Genomic DNA, 16421 nt, shown 5'->3' with positions numbered 1-16421 from the left:
GGAGTTGATCTATTTTGTGATCTTTCATACCCAGCGCCACACCAACCAGGTAAAACGCATCAGTGAAAAACTGGTAAGCGTATAGGAAAACAGGTATTTTAGCAGGAAGGAATAAACTGCCTGCCTATGCTATACAAAAGAATGCCTATTGAAAAGGAGTCGCCCGAAGAAAGGGGGTATGAGAGCATCCTGTTCAACCTGGCCGAAAGCTCCGTTACCGACCTCACCTTTGGCGAACTGAATATTCAGCTGAACGAGCTGAAGCTGGAATACATTCCCCACAGGGGCAATGTACACCTTCGGCAAATGCTGGCGACGGAAGCAGGTGAATTACACCCCGACCAGGTGTTGCTTACCAATGGCGCCTGCGGCGCGCTGTTTATTATCAATACTGCCTTGCTTGCCCCAACTGATCATTTAATAGTAGTGCGGCCCAATTATGCCACCAATATTGAAGTGCCTCTAACTATTGGTTGTACCATCAGTTACATAGATCTGCAACTGGAAGAAAACTGGCGCGTGAACCTGCCCGCTATTGAAGCCGCCATAACACCGGCAACAAAACTCATCAGCATAACCACGCCGCATAATCCTACCGGCACGGTCATGACACAATCCGAATTGGGAGCCCTGGTGGCCCTGGCCGAACGGCAGCATATTTACCTGCTGGTTGATGAAACCTATCGCGACACCTGTTTTACCACGCCCTACCCTGTAGTGGCTTCTATGAGCGAACGGGTCAGTAGTGTTTCTTCCTTATCAAAAGCATTTGGTTTGCCGGGGTTAAGGATCGGTTGGCTCATAACCCGCAATGAAGAGTTGATGGAGCAATTTCTGGCGGCAAAAGAGATGATCTATATAAGTAATGCCGCGCTGGATGAAGAAGTGGCCACGCAGTTTTACCGGCAAAAAGAAAAGCTTGCAATGATCATCAACCAAAAAGCAATGGAAAACTTTCAGTTGCTGCGTGCCTGGTTGCAACAGGAACCCGCCCTGGAATATGTATTACCGCAGGGAGGAGTGGTTTGTTTTCCCCGTCTGGCGCATCCCGAAACAATTGATATCCCCCGCTTTTATGAAACGCTTACACAAAAATACAAGACCATGGTGGGCCCTGGTCATTGGTTTGCCATGCCCGATAATTATATGCGTATAGGTTTTGGCTGGCTGGGCAACACCGCCTTTCAACAGGGGCTGCAGCATGTTAGTAAGGCGATTGAAGAAAGCAAGCGGTAGTTATTCCAGCACCAAAACCCCAAATGCCGAAGGAGTATGAAAGTCTGGTTGCGTGGAATTGGGTTTTACCCAGCTGATCCAGTGAAAAGCATTATAACCACCCTGTGCGGTTTTTCTTTCTGCCCTGAACAAACCGGCCAGCATCCGATGTTTTTGTAAAAGCCTTAGCTCATTGAGTGATTGTATGCTGATGGCTATTTCAACAATATAGCCGGTATTGGTAGCCGATGTTTTTATAAAGTACTGTTTAGCCGGCCATGACCAGGCATAATCCATTTTACGGTAAAACGAGGCGCGGTAATCGAGCGTTCGGCCAGTAGCATCCATTTCAAGGCAATAATAAGGCAATAAAGAAGTGTCACGGGTCATAAAGATCTCCACCCGGTCAGAGGCGCCGGCATCTATCTTGTTATTTTTAATCACCGGGGTTATAATGGAATCATCGGTTGCCTGGTATAAACAATACAGCCATTCACCATCCCAAAGGGCCGAAAACGAGGTGGCGGGCGCTTTATCCGGTTCCCAGGGAAAAGTGAAATCTGTCAGCACCGTGGCTTTTTGCCAGGCCTTATTATCACCCCTGCCGGTTATTTTCATTGTGTTCCCGGGTATTCTTTTTACTGTATATGTTTGGGCGTCTGCCCGGATAACAAACAGTAAGAAAGTAGCGGTAAGGATAAAATCGGATAGCTTCATGACTAATTGCCTGTTGTTTTTGCTCTTTCCATGGTAGCTGCACTGGTGGTGGAGCTTCTCAATTTAGTTACTTCTGCCGAGGCAACAAGGCCATTTTCTTTAAAGAACCTTTTATTGATATAGGTGACAATAGAAGCAATGGCATGGTCATCGAGAAAGCCGCCATGGGCGGGCATAACGCCGTTGAAGGTCTTTCCATTCACCTTTATTTCTCCCTGCAGGCCGTTTAAGATCACTTTTATCAATTGATCTTTATTGCCTGTCACCCAGTCGGATCCGGCCAGCGGAGGATAGCGGTTGTTGTCGCCCTTTCCATCGCGTTGGTGACAGCTGGCGCAATAGCTGTTGTATAAGATCAGTCCGTTCATTTCGCCGCCCAGTCCCAGGTTGTCCTTCACTTCATCGGGCGTTTTAATATAGGTGCGCGATTTGCGTTGCTCCATGGACGCGAGTTGTGCCGGTCCAAAAGAGGTTTTATTGCCTTTATACATCACCCGCCAGATCTTCCCTTTATTTGATTCGGAAATATACAACGATCCATCGGGTCCTTCTGCCAGGCCCATGGGCCGGTAAACGGCATCGCTGGTATTGTAGACTGTATCAACGCCGGTAAAACCATCGGCAAAAACTTCCCAATCGCCTGCGGGCTTTCCATTGTCAAAGGGAACAAAACAAACAATGTACCCGGCTTGTGGGTAGGGCGATCGATCGGTAGAACCATGAAAAGCAACAAAGGCCCCTTTCTTATACCGTTCGGGGAATTGATCGCCGGTATAAAAAAGTAGGTCCATAGGAGCCCAGTGACCGGGGAACCCCATTACCGGTACATCAAACTGGTTGGCCCGGCCAATGGTTTTGCCATCACCGCCGTAACCGGGCTGCAGCATATTTTTTTTCAGCATATGGTCGTAATACGCATAAGGCCATCCGAAATTGGAGTGCTCCGTAACTTTTAATAAAGGCTCTGAGGGAAGCACAGCGGCCTGCCAGGCGGAATAGGTATGCGGGTAGCGGGTGTGAAAATTATCCATGCCGTTCATGGCCACGTACAGGCAATCGTCCATGGGGTTCCAGTCTATCGCCAGTACGCTTCTGATGCCGGAGGCATATTTATAACCATCCTTCTGGGTTTGTTTTAATTTGGCCGCATCGAAGCGCCAGATGCCTGCATGTGTTTTCAGATCGGGCGCGGGATTCAGTCCCCTGCCACCGGGAATACCAGCGGGGCCAACCGTGTTGATGTCCTGTGCCGCATCGGTGGGCGCACCAAAGGGCACATACATATGACCATGCCGGTCAAATGCAAAAGGTTTGGCGGTATGCCAGTGTTTTCGCAGGTTTTCGTCATCGTCAATTAAAATAGTATCGGTTTTAGGATCGGGGAACAACTGGCCGGCCAGTAATTTATTCCTGAAAATATATTTTACGGTGGAAGTATATAAGTAACCATCATATACGGCTATGCCTGCGGGCAAACCGCCCTCATCTTTATAATTGCCAAAATAGGAAATGATGTCGGCTTTGCCATCGTTGTCGGCATCCCGAAGGCCTACGGTTCCCCCGCTGCCATGCATAATGTCGTTATAGGTTAATTTAACATATATGTCACCGTTGGCGTTTACGGTAAGATGCCGGGCGCGTCCCAGGCTGTCGGCCACTACCACTGCCTCGAAGTTGCCCGGTAAAAACAGTCCGCCATTGCCGGGGTCGCCTGCAGGCAGCGGCGCCTGTTTGGGCGACTGGCAGCAAACCAGCAAAATGCATAAACAGGGCAACGGATATGGCCAAAACCGGCTAAGCATAATTGTGGGCATGTCGGCGGTTAGTTTAATGAATAAAAAGCCTTATCAGATCGTACACCATCTGACGAATAGTATTACAGCAGGTTTTTCGTGTAGTACAGCAAGGAGGAAAAGGAAACGCTGTTCCCGTATTATGAAGTGGGTATTAAGTGTAGTTTGTAACTTAAATGTATAAAATTTTTCCGCCTTGCGGTGCAGTCGGTGCTTATTTTTTATCTTTAGAGCTTTGACCCTTTTCACAGTAGACCCTTAAACAACCAAACTAGCTATGGGACTCGATTCCGTAGAGATTCTCGTGAATGTAGAAAATGCATTCGGGATCACTATTTCCAATTATGAAGCGGAGAAAATAGCCACCGTAGGGGATATTCATTGCCTGGTGTGGCGCACTCTGCAGGGCCGGCAAAGCATGCGATGCAAAACGCAGCAGTTATTTCACAAACTCCGCTATACCCTCGCCACCAAATTCAATGTACCCAAAGAAACAATTGAGCTGGATGCTTCGCTGAACGAAATTTTCCCGGTAGCAAACCGGCGATTGCTGTACCGAAAACTGGAAAAAGAACTGCAGTTAAAATTGCCACCGCTGGAATTGCCTCCGGGCTGGGTGGTTGTACTGCTGATTACGGGCGCGGTATTAATTATTGGTACCGGGATTATTTCCCTGGTACTGGTGCTGCGGTTTCATTATACCCGCTGGTTGTATCTGCTGCCGGTGCTGGGTATCCTGATAACAAAGTTTGTATCCAATATCCTCGATTCTGTAAGAACGGTTTTCGAACCTGCTTTGTTAAATGACTATACCCGGTTGGTATTAACGCTCAATTACGGCACCCTGGTGCAGGAAAATGGCACCAACCAAAAGGAGGTAGAGCTGGTGATCGATCATATTATAGCCGATATAGCCGGGGTGGAAGTTCATGAAGTGACTCCTGAGAAGCATTTGGGCAACGACCTGGGTATCGATTAACCGTTAAGTTGTATAACATTTGAATTATTTAATTTAAACAAAATGACCGGGCGGCTGGTTATTGTTATTTTTAAACAATAAAAATTCTACTATGAATGATGTTGCTTTAGCTAACCAGCCTACCAAAGAACTGTTTATTAAAATGGTAGTTGATGCCTGGAACGCCTCCACCAACCAGGTTACAAAACTGTTTAATGAGTTGTCTGACGAACAAATAATGGCAGAAGCGGCCCCCGGTAGAAACACCGGAATTTATTTATTGGGTCACCTGACAGCCGTTACCGATAGAATATTGCCATTATTAGGATTGGGCGAACGTTTATACCCCCAACTGGATAAACCGTTTTTAGCTACACCCGATAAATCAGGTTTGGAAATCCCTTCCATACAGGAGTTGAAACAATACTGGTCAGCAGTAAATGCAAAACTGTCGGCTGCCATTGCCACCGTTTCGCCCGACGAGTGGTTTGCTAAACATACATCTGTTTCAGCAGAAGACTTTGCCAAAGAACCACACCGCAATAAATTAAATTTGCTAATGAACAGAACCAATCACCAGAGCACGCATTATGGTCAGCTTATTTATCTGAAACCTAAAAATTAGGAATACCTTTACCCGGTGAAGGTAGTGCGGCGTATTACCCGGCAGACCAATAATGACCCGACAGATGAAAAAGAAGATTGATCACATACTATATGCCCGCGAGAAGAATATCACTGAAGATGAAACCGTTCGGCAATCCCTGCCCCATAAAGACTTTCGATTTGCCAATCCATTTATAGTTATACACCACGTTGGGCCGGTTACCTACCAGCCTGGTCAACATGCAAGAATAAACCCGCATCCGCATCGGGGGTTTAGTCCGTATACATTTATGTTACAGGGCGAAGGGTATCACCGTGACAATGCCGGCAATGATGAAATAATAAAAGCAGGCGGGGTGCAATGGATGTTTGCAGGCAGTGGTATCCTGCACAGCGAAGGGCCTACCAATGAATTATTGGAAAAAGGCGGCATACAGGAGCTCATTCAACTTTGGATCAATGTGCCTAAAGCCAATAAATGGGATAAGCCATTTTACCAGGCCGCTACTGCCGAACAGTTACCAAGGGTGATCGATCAGCCGGGTGTGCAGTTCAGACTGGCCAGTGGCGATTATAACGGTCAAACCGGGCCTATTCAAAACTTTACACCCGTTATCTCCATGATCGGTGAAATAGAGGCTGGCAGGGAAATTGAATTGAATGGCGCACCTGATTACTGGACACTTCTGTACGTAGTAAAAGGAAAGGTGGTGGTAAATGACCAGTCCGTGGAAATGCACCACCTGGTAGTATTTGATAAAGCCGCCGGGGAGATTGTAGTAGCGGCTACCGAAAATGCTCAGCTTTTATTTTTAAGTGCCGAGCCCATTGAAGAACCAGTTGCCGCAAAAGATAATTTTGTAATGAACACGGCCGAAGAAATAGAACAGGCCCTGGATGATTATAAAAATGGAAAGTTTGGAAGTTTAAGCTATTAAATAACATTCATATGCAACCTAACATTGGTATCAAACCGGAAAATCTAACCGCTGTAGCACACATTTTAAATGGTTTACTGGCAGATGAATTTTTGCTGTACACCAAAACGCGTAATGCGCACTGGAATGTAGAAGGTCCTGATTTCCACGACAAACACAAATTCTTTGAGGCGCAATATGAGGCGCTGGATGAGATCATGGATTCAGTAGCTGAACGCATTCGTAAACTGGGACATTATGCACCTGGTACGTTGAAAGATTTTTTACAGCTCACTCACCTGACAGAACAAAGCCGCGAAAAAAACGACAGCCTCGGTTTTATTAAAGAATTACTGGCTGATCATGAAACCATCATCGTTTCCATGCGGGAAAACATAGACCGTTTTGCCAATGAGTATAAAGATGCTGGCACCAGCGACTTTATTACAGGGTTGATGGAAGAGCATGAGACAATGGCCTGGATGTTAAGAGCACACTTCCGGTAATCGAACTTAATATGAAATAAAAGAAATTGCCCCCGATCACGGCTCAGCCGGGACCGGGGGCATTCTTTTTTAGGATATTGGATCGCTTATTAATCATAATCAGAGATCCGGACAGCAAACACACAACGGTTATCCGTACCATATTTCACCGTTTCATACTCCGTTAAATTCCACAAATAACCGGTGCTTTGTTCATAGTACAGGTCTTCGGCGCCATGAGGCCAACGGTAGCGAACACCGGCTGCAGCGCCATCATTATACCGCGTAAGACGGGCAGTTGACCCTTCGTAGCTGCTGTTGCCGGTTGTAGACATAAATGTTTTTGTACCGGCGCGGTACACACCCTGAATGCCATTCACATTGGTATTGTCATTATCGATAGGCGTAATTACCTCCGGAGCAGGACTGGTAACTATTTGTCCGGAAGCATTTAAATGAAAACCGAACACTTTGGGAACTGTTGTTTCAGTTGCTTCAATATACTGACCGGTCCAAAGCATGATATCAGAAGCAGTAGCACCGGTGCCTGTTTCAATGCAGGAGAAAGGTGAAGCATTGGTGATCTTGTAATAACCGGTTTGCGGCAGAATGTAGGCATAGTTAAATGCTTTCAAGGTGCCATCTGTTTCCTCGCCACAGCGGGTTTCCGTATCATCACCCGCAGCAGATACAAATTTGGTGAGATCAAATACCCGAATGCCCAGTTTGGTATCGGCCACATATACTTTGCTGCCGTAGCAGGCAATGCCGCCGGCGTGAATGGTTACCGGTGCATACGAATCAAGTTGGGTATAGGGGTTGGTTGCTTTATACAACGCACTGTTCAACATATTGGCTTTGTTCTGTACCAACAAAATATGGCGATACGTGATGTTGCTCATGCTGGTGATATCAACCAGGCAAACGCGAACGCCCTTCTGTTGATTATTCACGCCGGCAATATCATCAGATCCAACACCATACCAGGTGATGAGCAAATAATTTTTAGAACCCCAGGTGAAACCGGTGATCCCCTGTGGGCGCCATTCGGTAGTGCCTTCATCGCCGTCGTTCCATTTAAAACCTTTTACCTGGTTGGCGGCGGGAATGTTAAATCCATAAACGGAAGTGTAGCCGCTGCTGGTGCCTACCCGGTTAAGACTCAATTGATCGGGTGTTTTGTAACCATAAGAAGATAAGGTGTTAACAAAGCTGCTTTCGTCTGTATAGGTAACCGTTACATTGGCGGCTATGGAGTTTTCTACCGGAACCCTGGCCGTGTTGTTGGTGGTTGATTCTTCGGCAGGTATTGGCTGCGTTTGTTTGGCACAGGCAAACAGCGTTGTTGCTGCCATAGCAGCAATACAATACATATGTATGTTCACAGGATTGTTTTTAGGTTAAATAAATATTGTTGATTAGTTCTGCCATAGATATAGACTCTGCAAGCGAATAGATGGTACTATCGATCATGCTGCTTTATTTTTCAACAAAACGCACCCACGCACGGCAGCTGAACAGACTATTAAGTATATGTGAAGTTTTTGTAAATGAAGGATATATACTAAAAAAGCATAACATAAATAGGGGCGATTGGGAGGTTATTTTAAAAAACTATGCGTAAACGCGAAAGAATTATATTTTTGGCCAATCAATTATGGATCAATAATGCAAAAGACGAAGCAAGGAAATTGAATGCGGTAAGCAAATAAGTTCTCACAAAAATAACGGTGACAAATTATTATTATCTAAAGGTCCTGATGGGTTTATAGTTATTGCAGTTGCATCGACTAAAGAGATAACATTTCAAACGTATTATGACAGTATAGTTAGGTCTTTTGACATTGATGAATTTATAGCTGTTGATATGATCGTGCTGCCGGGTAACCGTTTTGCTGTTGCCGATAAATACAGAGTAGAGGTATATGATCTGACAGATTATCAATCGGCTTTTAAATGCTGGGAGCATGAGGTTGAAAATGAGGTAGTAGCCGTTTTTCCCGGCCCCAACCGTGACCAAATAGGCGTTTTGGAATCAAATGGAAAGATAACTTTGCATAACATCAAGGAATCGGAATAAGATAGGATTCAACTAATTATTACCATTCACCTTAAAACTATTACGCTTGCAATTATCCGAAGAACAAGTACTTGCCCTGGCGCCTGATGAATCCTCCAAAAAGTCAGGAAAAGAATTGTCCGGCCCGGGCAAATGGGTAAGCAAAGGGGTGAACGAGCTGGCGCTTTGGGGCGAATGCCAGGGCAGCGGAAGCAAGCCCTATCAAACCCAGGTTGACCTGGTAAAAATGGCCTTTAAATGCAGCTGTCCCAGCCGCAAATTCCCCTGCAAACATGGTGTAGGACTGTTGCTTCTCTACGTTCGCACAAAAAATGATTTTACCAGTCATGACATGCCCGCATGGGTTTCGGACTGGATCAGCAAACGATCAGAGAAGCAGGAAAAGCAGGCAGAAAAAAAGGAGAAGCCGGTTGATGAAGCGGCACAGGCAAAGCGCCGCCTGGCCCGCGAACAAAAGGTAAGCGATGGCATTGAAGAATTACTCCAATGGATAAAAGATATCATTCGCAATGGGATCATCAGCATACCTGAAAAAGGGTCCGCCTGGTTCGAAAATATGTCGCGCCGTATGGTTGATGTGCAGGCGCCCGGACTGGCCGGCATGATCCGGAACCTGTCGGAAATAAATTTCTACCGCGATGGCTGGCAAACAGAATTTATAGATCAGTTATTGCGGCTGTACATCATCGCTACGGGATTTAAAAACAATGAAACCCTTCCCGCCTTATTACAACAGGACATTCGTACCTGGATCGGCTTTACCCAAAACCAGGAAGAGTTAAAAGAACAAACCGGGGTTACCGATACCTGGCTGGTGCTGGGCAAACAGGTTACCGAAGAAGAGAATTTAACCATTGAAAGAAACTGGCTGTATGGGATCAACAGCAATCAATATGCGTTGGTGCTGCAATTCCTGATCCGCGGCCAGGGGGCGCAGCTGGCATTAACACCTGGTCTGTTTGTACAGGCCGAACTGGTTTTCTACCCTTCCGTTTCGCCACTAAGGGCCATTGTAAAAAAACAGATCAATACCGAAAAGGTGCAGCAATACAAAGGCTTTATCAACTGGCAACAGGTGGTGGAAGCAGAAACCACGCATGCGAGCGCCTTGCCTTTTCACAGTGAGAGGCCATTTATCGTTGAGCAGGTGCGACCGGTTTTTTATAACCACCAATGGTGGCTGCAGGACAGCAATAATGCGATGATGAAAATTAAGGTGGGATTTAAAAACATCTGGAAGCTGTTGTCATTAAGCGGCGGCGAAGCATTGAATATGGCGGTGGTGGGAAAAGAAACAGCGTACGAACCCTTTGGGGTATGGTATCAGAACGAGTACAGGATTTTATAAGGGGATTGACACATTAATCAAATTGAGGATATGCGAACCTGGGATCAAATTATTAATACAGCTTTGCTAGGTACAGACAAACGAACGCTTGCCGTCAATGAATTACCGGCTGAACTGGCAGAGTTGGCTGCGCTCATTCAAAATAGTACAACTGATAAAGAAGAACAGTTTTTAGAAATAGCCGCCCTGGCATTTAATTATCGACAGTGCGGGGTATTGCCCTTGCAAAAAGAAGGGGTAACGGTTTCCCAGGCAGCCATTGAAGAAAAACCATATTGTTCGCCATTGGCCATTCAAACGTTGCGGGATATATTGGAATCGGAAAGCAATTCCTTGTTACAATTCTGGCTACAACTATGCGAGGCAAAAAGCCGGATCGTAACACCTGAGTTGGTGCCCACTTTATTAACCATTGGCACGCAGCAAAAAAAATTACAGAACCTGGTAGTAGCCTGTTGTGGTAAACGAGGCGATTGGTTGAGTAAATTCAATCCCGAATGGAATTTTTCAACTGCCACTACCCAGGAAGAGTTATGGCAAACCGGTTCCGCCGAACAACGCAAAGCAGTGCTGGAACAATTGCGCAAAGATGATGCTGCCCTGGCAAGAACCTGGTTGCAGCAAACCTGGGCGCAGGAAGATGCCGGCACAAAAGTGGAGTGGCTGATGATCATGGCTATCAACATCGGCTCAGCTGATATTGAGTTTTTGGAAAGCCTGGCAAAGGAGAAAAGTAAAAAAGTAAAAGATGTGGCGCTTTGGTTGCTGAAGCAAATACCAGATTCTCCCATCGTACAACAATACCGCCATGTACTGCAGAAGACGATCACCATTGGTAAAAAAGGATTGCAGATAAAGTTGCCCGCAGGCCTGGATGAGAATCTTTTCAAAAATACCGGGCTTGATAAACTAAGCAACAACAAGGATTTCACTGATGAAGAGTTCATTATATATCAACTGGTGCAGGCGGTGCCACCTTCTTTTTGGGAAACCCGTTTGGATAGTGAACCCGATGTGATCATCCGGTCGATGCAAAAAGATCCTACGGGTAAAAAATTAATGCCCGCACTTGTACAGGCTGTCGTGGCGTTTAAAGATCAGCGCTGGGCTACGGCTCTTATGCAAAACAGCCAGGTGTTTTACATCGACATCATTCCATTACTGCCGGTGAAAGAACAGGAATTTTACAGCATCAAGTTCATGGACCAGTTCTCGGAGAATATAATAGAACATGCGATCAAATGGGAAGATACCTGGAGTATTGATCTTACCCGGGCCATCTTTATAAAAACTGCAAAAAGTGTTTATCAGTATAACCGCTCGTTCTATAGCCGGTACATCCATTGTATACCCGTAGACATTGTTACCGAATTGGAAAAATGCGCGCCGGGTGAAGACTATCTGAAAAATACCTGGAACAATACAAGCCAATATATAACCACGCTCATCAATCTGAAAAAGCAAACTATACAATCCTTTAACTGATTAAAAATAATAACACCTTATGTCTTCCTTACTACGTCAACACGCCGAACAATTATATGCCCAGGAGTTGGAGGAATTGCAAAAGCAGGAAACCGGCAAACGCCCGGGCAACTGGAAGTTAACGCCTCAGTCGGTAGTAACTTACTTAATGGGAGGAAAGCTACAAAACGGGTTTGAAGTAACCCCCAAATACATTGGCAACAAACGGTTGATGGAAATAGCAGTGGCTACATTGACTACCGACCGCGCTTTGTTATTATATGGATTGCCCGGTACGGCAAAAAGCTGGGTAAGCGAGCACCTGGCTGCGGCGGTTTGTGGCGACTCCACCATGATTATACAAGGTACGGCAGGTACGAGTGAGGAATCTGTTCGTTATGGATGGAACTATGCCCGGTTACTGGCTGAAGGTCCGTCAGAAAAAGCATTGGTGGAAACACCGGTAATGCGCTCTATGAAGGATGGCAAGATCGTGCGGATAGAAGAGTTGACGCGTATTGGCGCCGATGTGCAGGACACGCTCATTACCATTCTGTCTGAAAAAACATTGCCTGTGCCCGAATTAAATACAGAAGTACAGGCGGTAAAAGGATTCAACGTAATAGCAACTGCGAATAACCGCGATAAAGGGGTGAATGAATTGTCGAGCGCATTAAAGCGCCGGTTCAATACAGTTATCTTACCCGTGCCTGATTCAATGGACGAAGAAATAGACATTGTAAAACGCCGGGTGGAAAGTTTTGAAAAGGTAATGGAGTTACCGGCTGAACCACCGGCATTGTCGGAGATCCGTCGTATTGTGACCATCTTCAGGGAACTGCGCAGCGGCGTTACCATCGATGGAAAAACAAAAATAAAAACACCCAGTGGTACGCTCAGCACGGCAGAAGCGATATCAGTAGTAAATAATGGATTGGCAATGGCGGCATATTTTGGCGATGGTCAATTGAAAGCGGCTGATCTCGCTGCGGGTATTATAGGTTCGGTAGTGAAAGACCCGGTGCAGGATAAACTCGTTTGGCAGGAATACCTGGAAACAGTTGTAAAGCCAAGGGAAGACTGGAAAGATATTTATCGCGCCTGCCGCGATTTGCTGTAACCCCCACTAACTCACATGATCCATATATTAGGCATACGACACCATGGTCCCGGTTCAGCCAGAAATGTAAAAGAGTTTCTGGAAACAATAAAGCCGGATATCGTTTTGGTAGAAGGGCCGCCCGAAGCGGACTCCCTGCTGCAATGGGTAAACCATGCTGAACTGAAACCACCAGTAGCCATACTGGTGTATCAGCCCGATGATCCGCAGCGATCGTCGTTTTATCCGTTTGCAGAATTTTCACCCGAATGGCAGGCTATAGCTTATGCCCGCCGCAACAACATTCATGTGCGGTTTATGGACCTGCCCATCAGCCATCAGATCGCGCTGGAAAAAGAAAAAAAAGAACCGCCTGCTTCCCCTGAACCATCCGTGAATAGTTATATGGTCCGGAACAACGAAGCAGGACAAAGAATAGCCTTCGCCAAAGACCCCATCTCGTATCTGGCAGAAGCCGCCGGCTATGATGATGGCGAGAAATGGTGGGAGCATATGTTTGAGCACCGGCAAAGTAATGAACAGGTGTTTGATGCCGTAACAGAGGCTATGCAGGTGTTACGCGAAACCATGCCGGGAAAGGAAGATAGGGCAGAACAATGCCGCGAAGCCTGGATGCGAAAAACTATTCGCCAGGCGGAAAAAGAAATGTTCCGGAATATAGCGGTGATCTGCGGCGCCTGGCATGCGCCCGCATTGGTTACCATGCCCGGCGCCAAAGAAGATAATGAGTTGCTGAAAGGATTGCCAAAAGTGAAAGTAGAATGTACCTGGATACCCTGGACGTACAGCCGCCTGAGTTATTACAGTGGCTATGGCGCCGGTATTGAATCTCCCGGCTGGTACGACCACATCTGGCATCACCCGGCAGATGATGGCACCCGCTGGATGGCAAAAGTGGCCCGGTTGTTCAGAACAAAACAAATGGATACGTCCGTAGCGCATGTAATAGAAGCCGTTCGGCTCGCTGAATCACTGGCCAGCATGCGCCACTTATATAAAGCCGGACTGGATGAACTGAACGAGGCTACCCGCACGGTGCTTTGTAATGGAGAAAGCATTCAGATGCAATTGATCAACGATGAGCTGATCGTAAGCAACCGTATTGGTGAAGTGCCCCAGGAAATTCCCAAACCACCATTACAGCTGGATATAGAGAAAACTCAAAAACGATTGCGTTTGCCCGCAACGGCCGATTGGAAAGATTATACACTTGATCTGCGTAAGGAAAACGACCTGGAGCGAAGCATCTTTTTGCATCGGTTGCAATTGATGGAAATAAACTGGGGCAAACGGCAGGAAGTGTCGGGCAAAGGAACTTTTAAAGAACAATGGCGATTGCAATGGAGCCCGGAGTTGTCGATCAATATTATTGAAAAAGGTAATTGTGGCAATACCGTGGCAGAAGCGGCTGAGAAATTCGTGATCTCAAAAGCCAGTGAGGCAGACTCATTAAGTGTAGTTACTGCGTTACTGGAGAATACGATTCCCGCCGAATTACACCGGGCGGTGGAAATATGTATCCAACGCATCAATAACCTGGCAGCCGCCAGCGGCGATGTGATACAATTGATGGAAGTAGTGCCGGGACTGGTGCAGGCAAGCCGTTATGGCAGCGTGCGAAAAACCGATGCCGACCTGGTATTGGGAATTGTAAACAGCATGCTTACGCGTATTTGTGTAAGTCTGGCCGCCGCCTGTACCGCCGTAAGCGACGAAGCTGCACAAAAGCTGCTGGAGTCTTTCTTTAAGTTGAACGATGCGGTGAATGTGTTACAGCAGGCTGATATTACCAGCCAGTGGCAGCAAACCCTGCAAGCCATCGCTTCAGGAAACAACACCTCGCCTACTATTGCCGGTTATGCCACGCGTTTGCTGTCCGATTATAAATTGCTGGAAGGCGAAGACCTGGTGCGCGTATTTTATTATGCGATGTCTACCGCTACGCTGCCAGATAAAGCAGCTGCCTGGCTGGAAGGTTTTCTGAAAGGCAGCGGTACCATTCTGTTAATAGATAATGATCTCTGGAACCTGGTGAACAACTGGGTTGATTCCCTTGATGAAGAAACTTTTACAAGGGTATTGCCCCTGTTACGAAGAACATTCGCCGGCTTCAGCTCACCCGAAAGAAAAAAGCTGGGCGAGAAAGTAAAGTCCGGCGGTGGCGGCACCCCCATTAAACAGGTTGAAAGTAATATAGATGAAGAAAGAGCCAAACAGGGCATTCCGGTTATCATGCAATTATTAGGGATAAAAACCAATCAATGAGCAACAACGAACAACATACTCGCAAATGGCGATTGATCCTTGGTGGAAAAGAAAACGATGGCACCGGTGTTACCCTGAATGAGCGCGATCTGCAAATGGATAAAACACTGGAAGCATTATACGATAGTACCCGCCAGGGCGGACTGGGTCCCTCCTCGCCCAACGTAGCCCGCTGGCTGGGAGATATTCGTACATTTTTTCCCTCATCAATTGTGCAGGTAATGCAACAGGATGCCCTGAATCGTTTGAACCTGACACAAATGTTGTTTGAAAAGGAAATGTTGGAAAACGTAGAAGCCGATGTGCACCTGGTGGCTACGTTGATGACGCTGAGTAAAGTAATTCCTGATAAAACAAAAGATACCGCGCGCCAGGTGGTGCGCAAAGTGGTAGACGAATTAATGCGCAAGCTGTCACAGCCCACACAACAGGCTATTATTGGCAGTTTGAACAGAAGCGCCCGCAATCGCCGGCCACGGCATAACGAGATCAACTGGCATGCAACCATTCAAAAGAATCTGAAACATTACCAACCCGATTATAAAACCATCATCCCGGAAACCAGGATCGGCTATGGCCGCAAACGAACTGCATTAAAAGATGTAGTGCTGTGCATAGATCAAAGCGGATCGATGGGGACTTCAGTAGTGTATTCCGGCATCTTTGGTTCGGTGATGGCTTCCATTCCTGCCATTAAAACAAAAATGGTGGTGTTTGATACGGTTGTAACAGATCTCACCGAAGAATTGACCGACCCGGTAGAATTACTCTTTGGGGTGCAACTGGGTGGCGGAACAGATATCAACCTGGCGCTTACCTATTGTCAGCAGATCATCACCAAACCCAATGATACCGTATTGGTCCTGATCACCGATCTGTACGAAGGCGGCAATCAGGATAAAATGCGTCAACGTGCTGCAGAGTTGGTGGCTGCCGGTGTGCAGGTGGTTGTATTGCTGGCATTGAATGACGAAGGTGCGCCCTTCTACGATCATAATAATGCGCAATATTTTTCCAACCTGGGCATCCCTGTGTTTGCCTGCACCCCCGATAAATTCCCTGACCTGATGGCCGCGGCCCTGAGTAAACAGGATATTGGCCTGTGGGCAGCAAAAGAAGACCTGGTTATAAAAAAATAAACTTACCCTATGGCATTTACGGTTGAACAACTGAGTCCCTTTAATAAACACGTCGCTGCTGGCTATAAAACTGCCGACTTAAAAAATAATCTCGCATTAGTAAACGACTATCTAACCGGTAAAACAAATTCATTAACCGCACTTACTTCCACTTACGACAATTATTATTTCAAGGACCTTACCATGCTCCTGAAGCTTCCCCACCAGTGGGACCAAAATGACCAACTGGTATTGGATGTGGTAACGTCTGCTGCTGTATGGACGAGTGTAATGAATTCGTTTATTGTACGGCTGGCGCAAAAAGTAGACGCATC

15 protein-coding genes are annotated in these 16421 nt (G+C 46.5%); 12 read left to right on the top strand and 3 right to left on the bottom strand.

Features of this window, described 5'->3' with window-relative positions; genetic code table 11:
• The first annotated feature begins 126 nt into the window (after nucleotides 1-126).
• Entirely contained in the window at nucleotides 127-1236 is a 1110-nt protein-coding gene (locus tag ACJ751_RS20450; RefSeq protein WP_407747379.1) for an aminotransferase class I/II-fold pyridoxal phosphate-dependent enzyme, read from the top strand.
• Here ACJ751_RS20450 and ACJ751_RS20445 read toward each other — a convergent pair whose 3' ends face one another.
• Both ACJ751_RS20445 and ACJ751_RS20440 read right to left on the bottom strand, forming a co-directional pair.
• Nucleotides 1237-1932, bottom strand: a complete 696-nt coding sequence (locus tag ACJ751_RS20445; RefSeq protein WP_407747378.1) for a carbohydrate-binding family 9-like protein — start codon at nucleotides 1930-1932, stop codon at nucleotides 1237-1239.
• 2 nt (nucleotides 1933-1934) lie between these two features.
• A complete protein-coding gene (locus tag ACJ751_RS20440) occupies nucleotides 1935-3746 on the bottom strand; it encodes a c-type cytochrome (RefSeq protein ID WP_407747377.1) in 1812 nt (603 codons plus the stop codon).
• Nucleotides 3747-4002: 256 nt separating this feature from the next.
• Between ACJ751_RS20440 and ACJ751_RS20435 the strand changes: the two genes are divergently transcribed.
• The 4 genes from ACJ751_RS20435 to ACJ751_RS20420 all read left to right on the top strand — a co-directional run bounded on the left by ACJ751_RS20435 (nucleotide 4003) and on the right by ACJ751_RS20420 (nucleotide 6712).
• Complete coding sequence (locus ACJ751_RS20435; protein ID WP_407747376.1) at nucleotides 4003-4704, top strand: hypothetical protein; 702 nt, start codon at nucleotides 4003-4005, stop codon at nucleotides 4702-4704.
• 91 nt (nucleotides 4705-4795) lie between these two features.
• A complete protein-coding gene (locus ACJ751_RS20430; protein ID WP_407747375.1) occupies nucleotides 4796-5308 on the top strand; it encodes a DinB family protein in 513 nt (170 codons plus the stop codon).
• Between the two features lie 64 nt (nucleotides 5309-5372).
• On the top strand, nucleotides 5373-6227 hold the full coding sequence (locus ACJ751_RS20425; RefSeq protein WP_407747374.1) for a pirin family protein: 855 nt from the start codon (nucleotides 5373-5375) through the stop codon (nucleotides 6225-6227).
• Between the two features lie 11 nt (nucleotides 6228-6238).
• Nucleotides 6239-6712 carry a Dps family protein gene (locus tag ACJ751_RS20420; protein ID WP_407747373.1) on the top strand — a complete coding sequence of 158 codons (474 nt, stop codon included), beginning with the start codon at nucleotides 6239-6241 and terminating at the stop codon, nucleotides 6710-6712.
• An 89-nt stretch (nucleotides 6713-6801) separates the two neighbouring features.
• Here ACJ751_RS20420 and ACJ751_RS20415 read toward each other — a convergent pair whose 3' ends face one another.
• The gene (locus ACJ751_RS20415; RefSeq protein ID WP_407747372.1) at nucleotides 6802-8076 is read right to left on the bottom strand and encodes a hypothetical protein; all 1275 of its coding nucleotides are present in this window, start codon (nucleotides 8074-8076) and stop codon (nucleotides 6802-6804) included.
• A 482-nt stretch (nucleotides 8077-8558) separates the two neighbouring features.
• On the opposite strand from ACJ751_RS20415, the gene ACJ751_RS20410 reads away from it, so the two are divergent.
• The 7 genes from ACJ751_RS20410 to ACJ751_RS20380 all read left to right on the top strand — a co-directional run.
• Nucleotides 8559-8771, top strand: coding sequence for a hypothetical protein (locus ACJ751_RS20410; RefSeq protein ID WP_407747371.1), 213 nt, complete (start codon nucleotides 8559-8561; stop codon nucleotides 8769-8771).
• Nucleotides 8772-8817: 46 nt separating this feature from the next.
• Nucleotides 8818-10119: an SWIM zinc finger domain-containing protein gene (locus ACJ751_RS20405; RefSeq protein WP_407747370.1), complete on the top strand. Its 1302-nt coding sequence runs from the start codon at nucleotides 8818-8820 to the stop codon at nucleotides 10117-10119.
• Between the two features lie 30 nt (nucleotides 10120-10149).
• Nucleotides 10150-11604, top strand: a complete 1455-nt coding sequence (locus ACJ751_RS20400; RefSeq protein WP_407747369.1) for a DUF5691 domain-containing protein — start codon at nucleotides 10150-10152, stop codon at nucleotides 11602-11604.
• Nucleotides 11605-11623: 19 nt separating this feature from the next.
• Nucleotides 11624-12703: an ATP-binding protein gene (locus ACJ751_RS20395; RefSeq protein WP_407747368.1), complete on the top strand. Its 1080-nt coding sequence runs from the start codon at nucleotides 11624-11626 to the stop codon at nucleotides 12701-12703.
• A gap of 15 nt (nucleotides 12704-12718) precedes the next feature.
• Nucleotides 12719-14968, top strand: a complete 2250-nt coding sequence (locus ACJ751_RS20390) for a DUF5682 family protein (protein ID WP_407747367.1) — start codon at nucleotides 12719-12721, stop codon at nucleotides 14966-14968.
• A complete protein-coding gene (locus tag ACJ751_RS20385) occupies nucleotides 14965-16107 on the top strand; it encodes a VWA domain-containing protein (RefSeq protein WP_407747366.1) in 1143 nt (380 codons plus the stop codon). Before ACJ751_RS20390 ends, ACJ751_RS20385 begins: the two co-directional genes overlap by 4 nt.
• Nucleotides 16108-16116: 9 nt before the next feature.
• Nucleotides 16117-16421 (top strand): hypothetical protein (locus tag ACJ751_RS20380; protein WP_407747365.1); only part of this gene is annotated, 305 nt, incomplete at its 3' end.

Source organism: Niastella sp. (genome assembly GCF_045805085.1).
Taxonomy (GTDB): Bacteria; Bacteroidota; Bacteroidia; order Chitinophagales; family Chitinophagaceae; genus Niastella.
The sequence above is the reverse complement of the archived record's forward strand: the minus strand, read 5'-3'. Positions and strand labels throughout refer to the sequence as shown.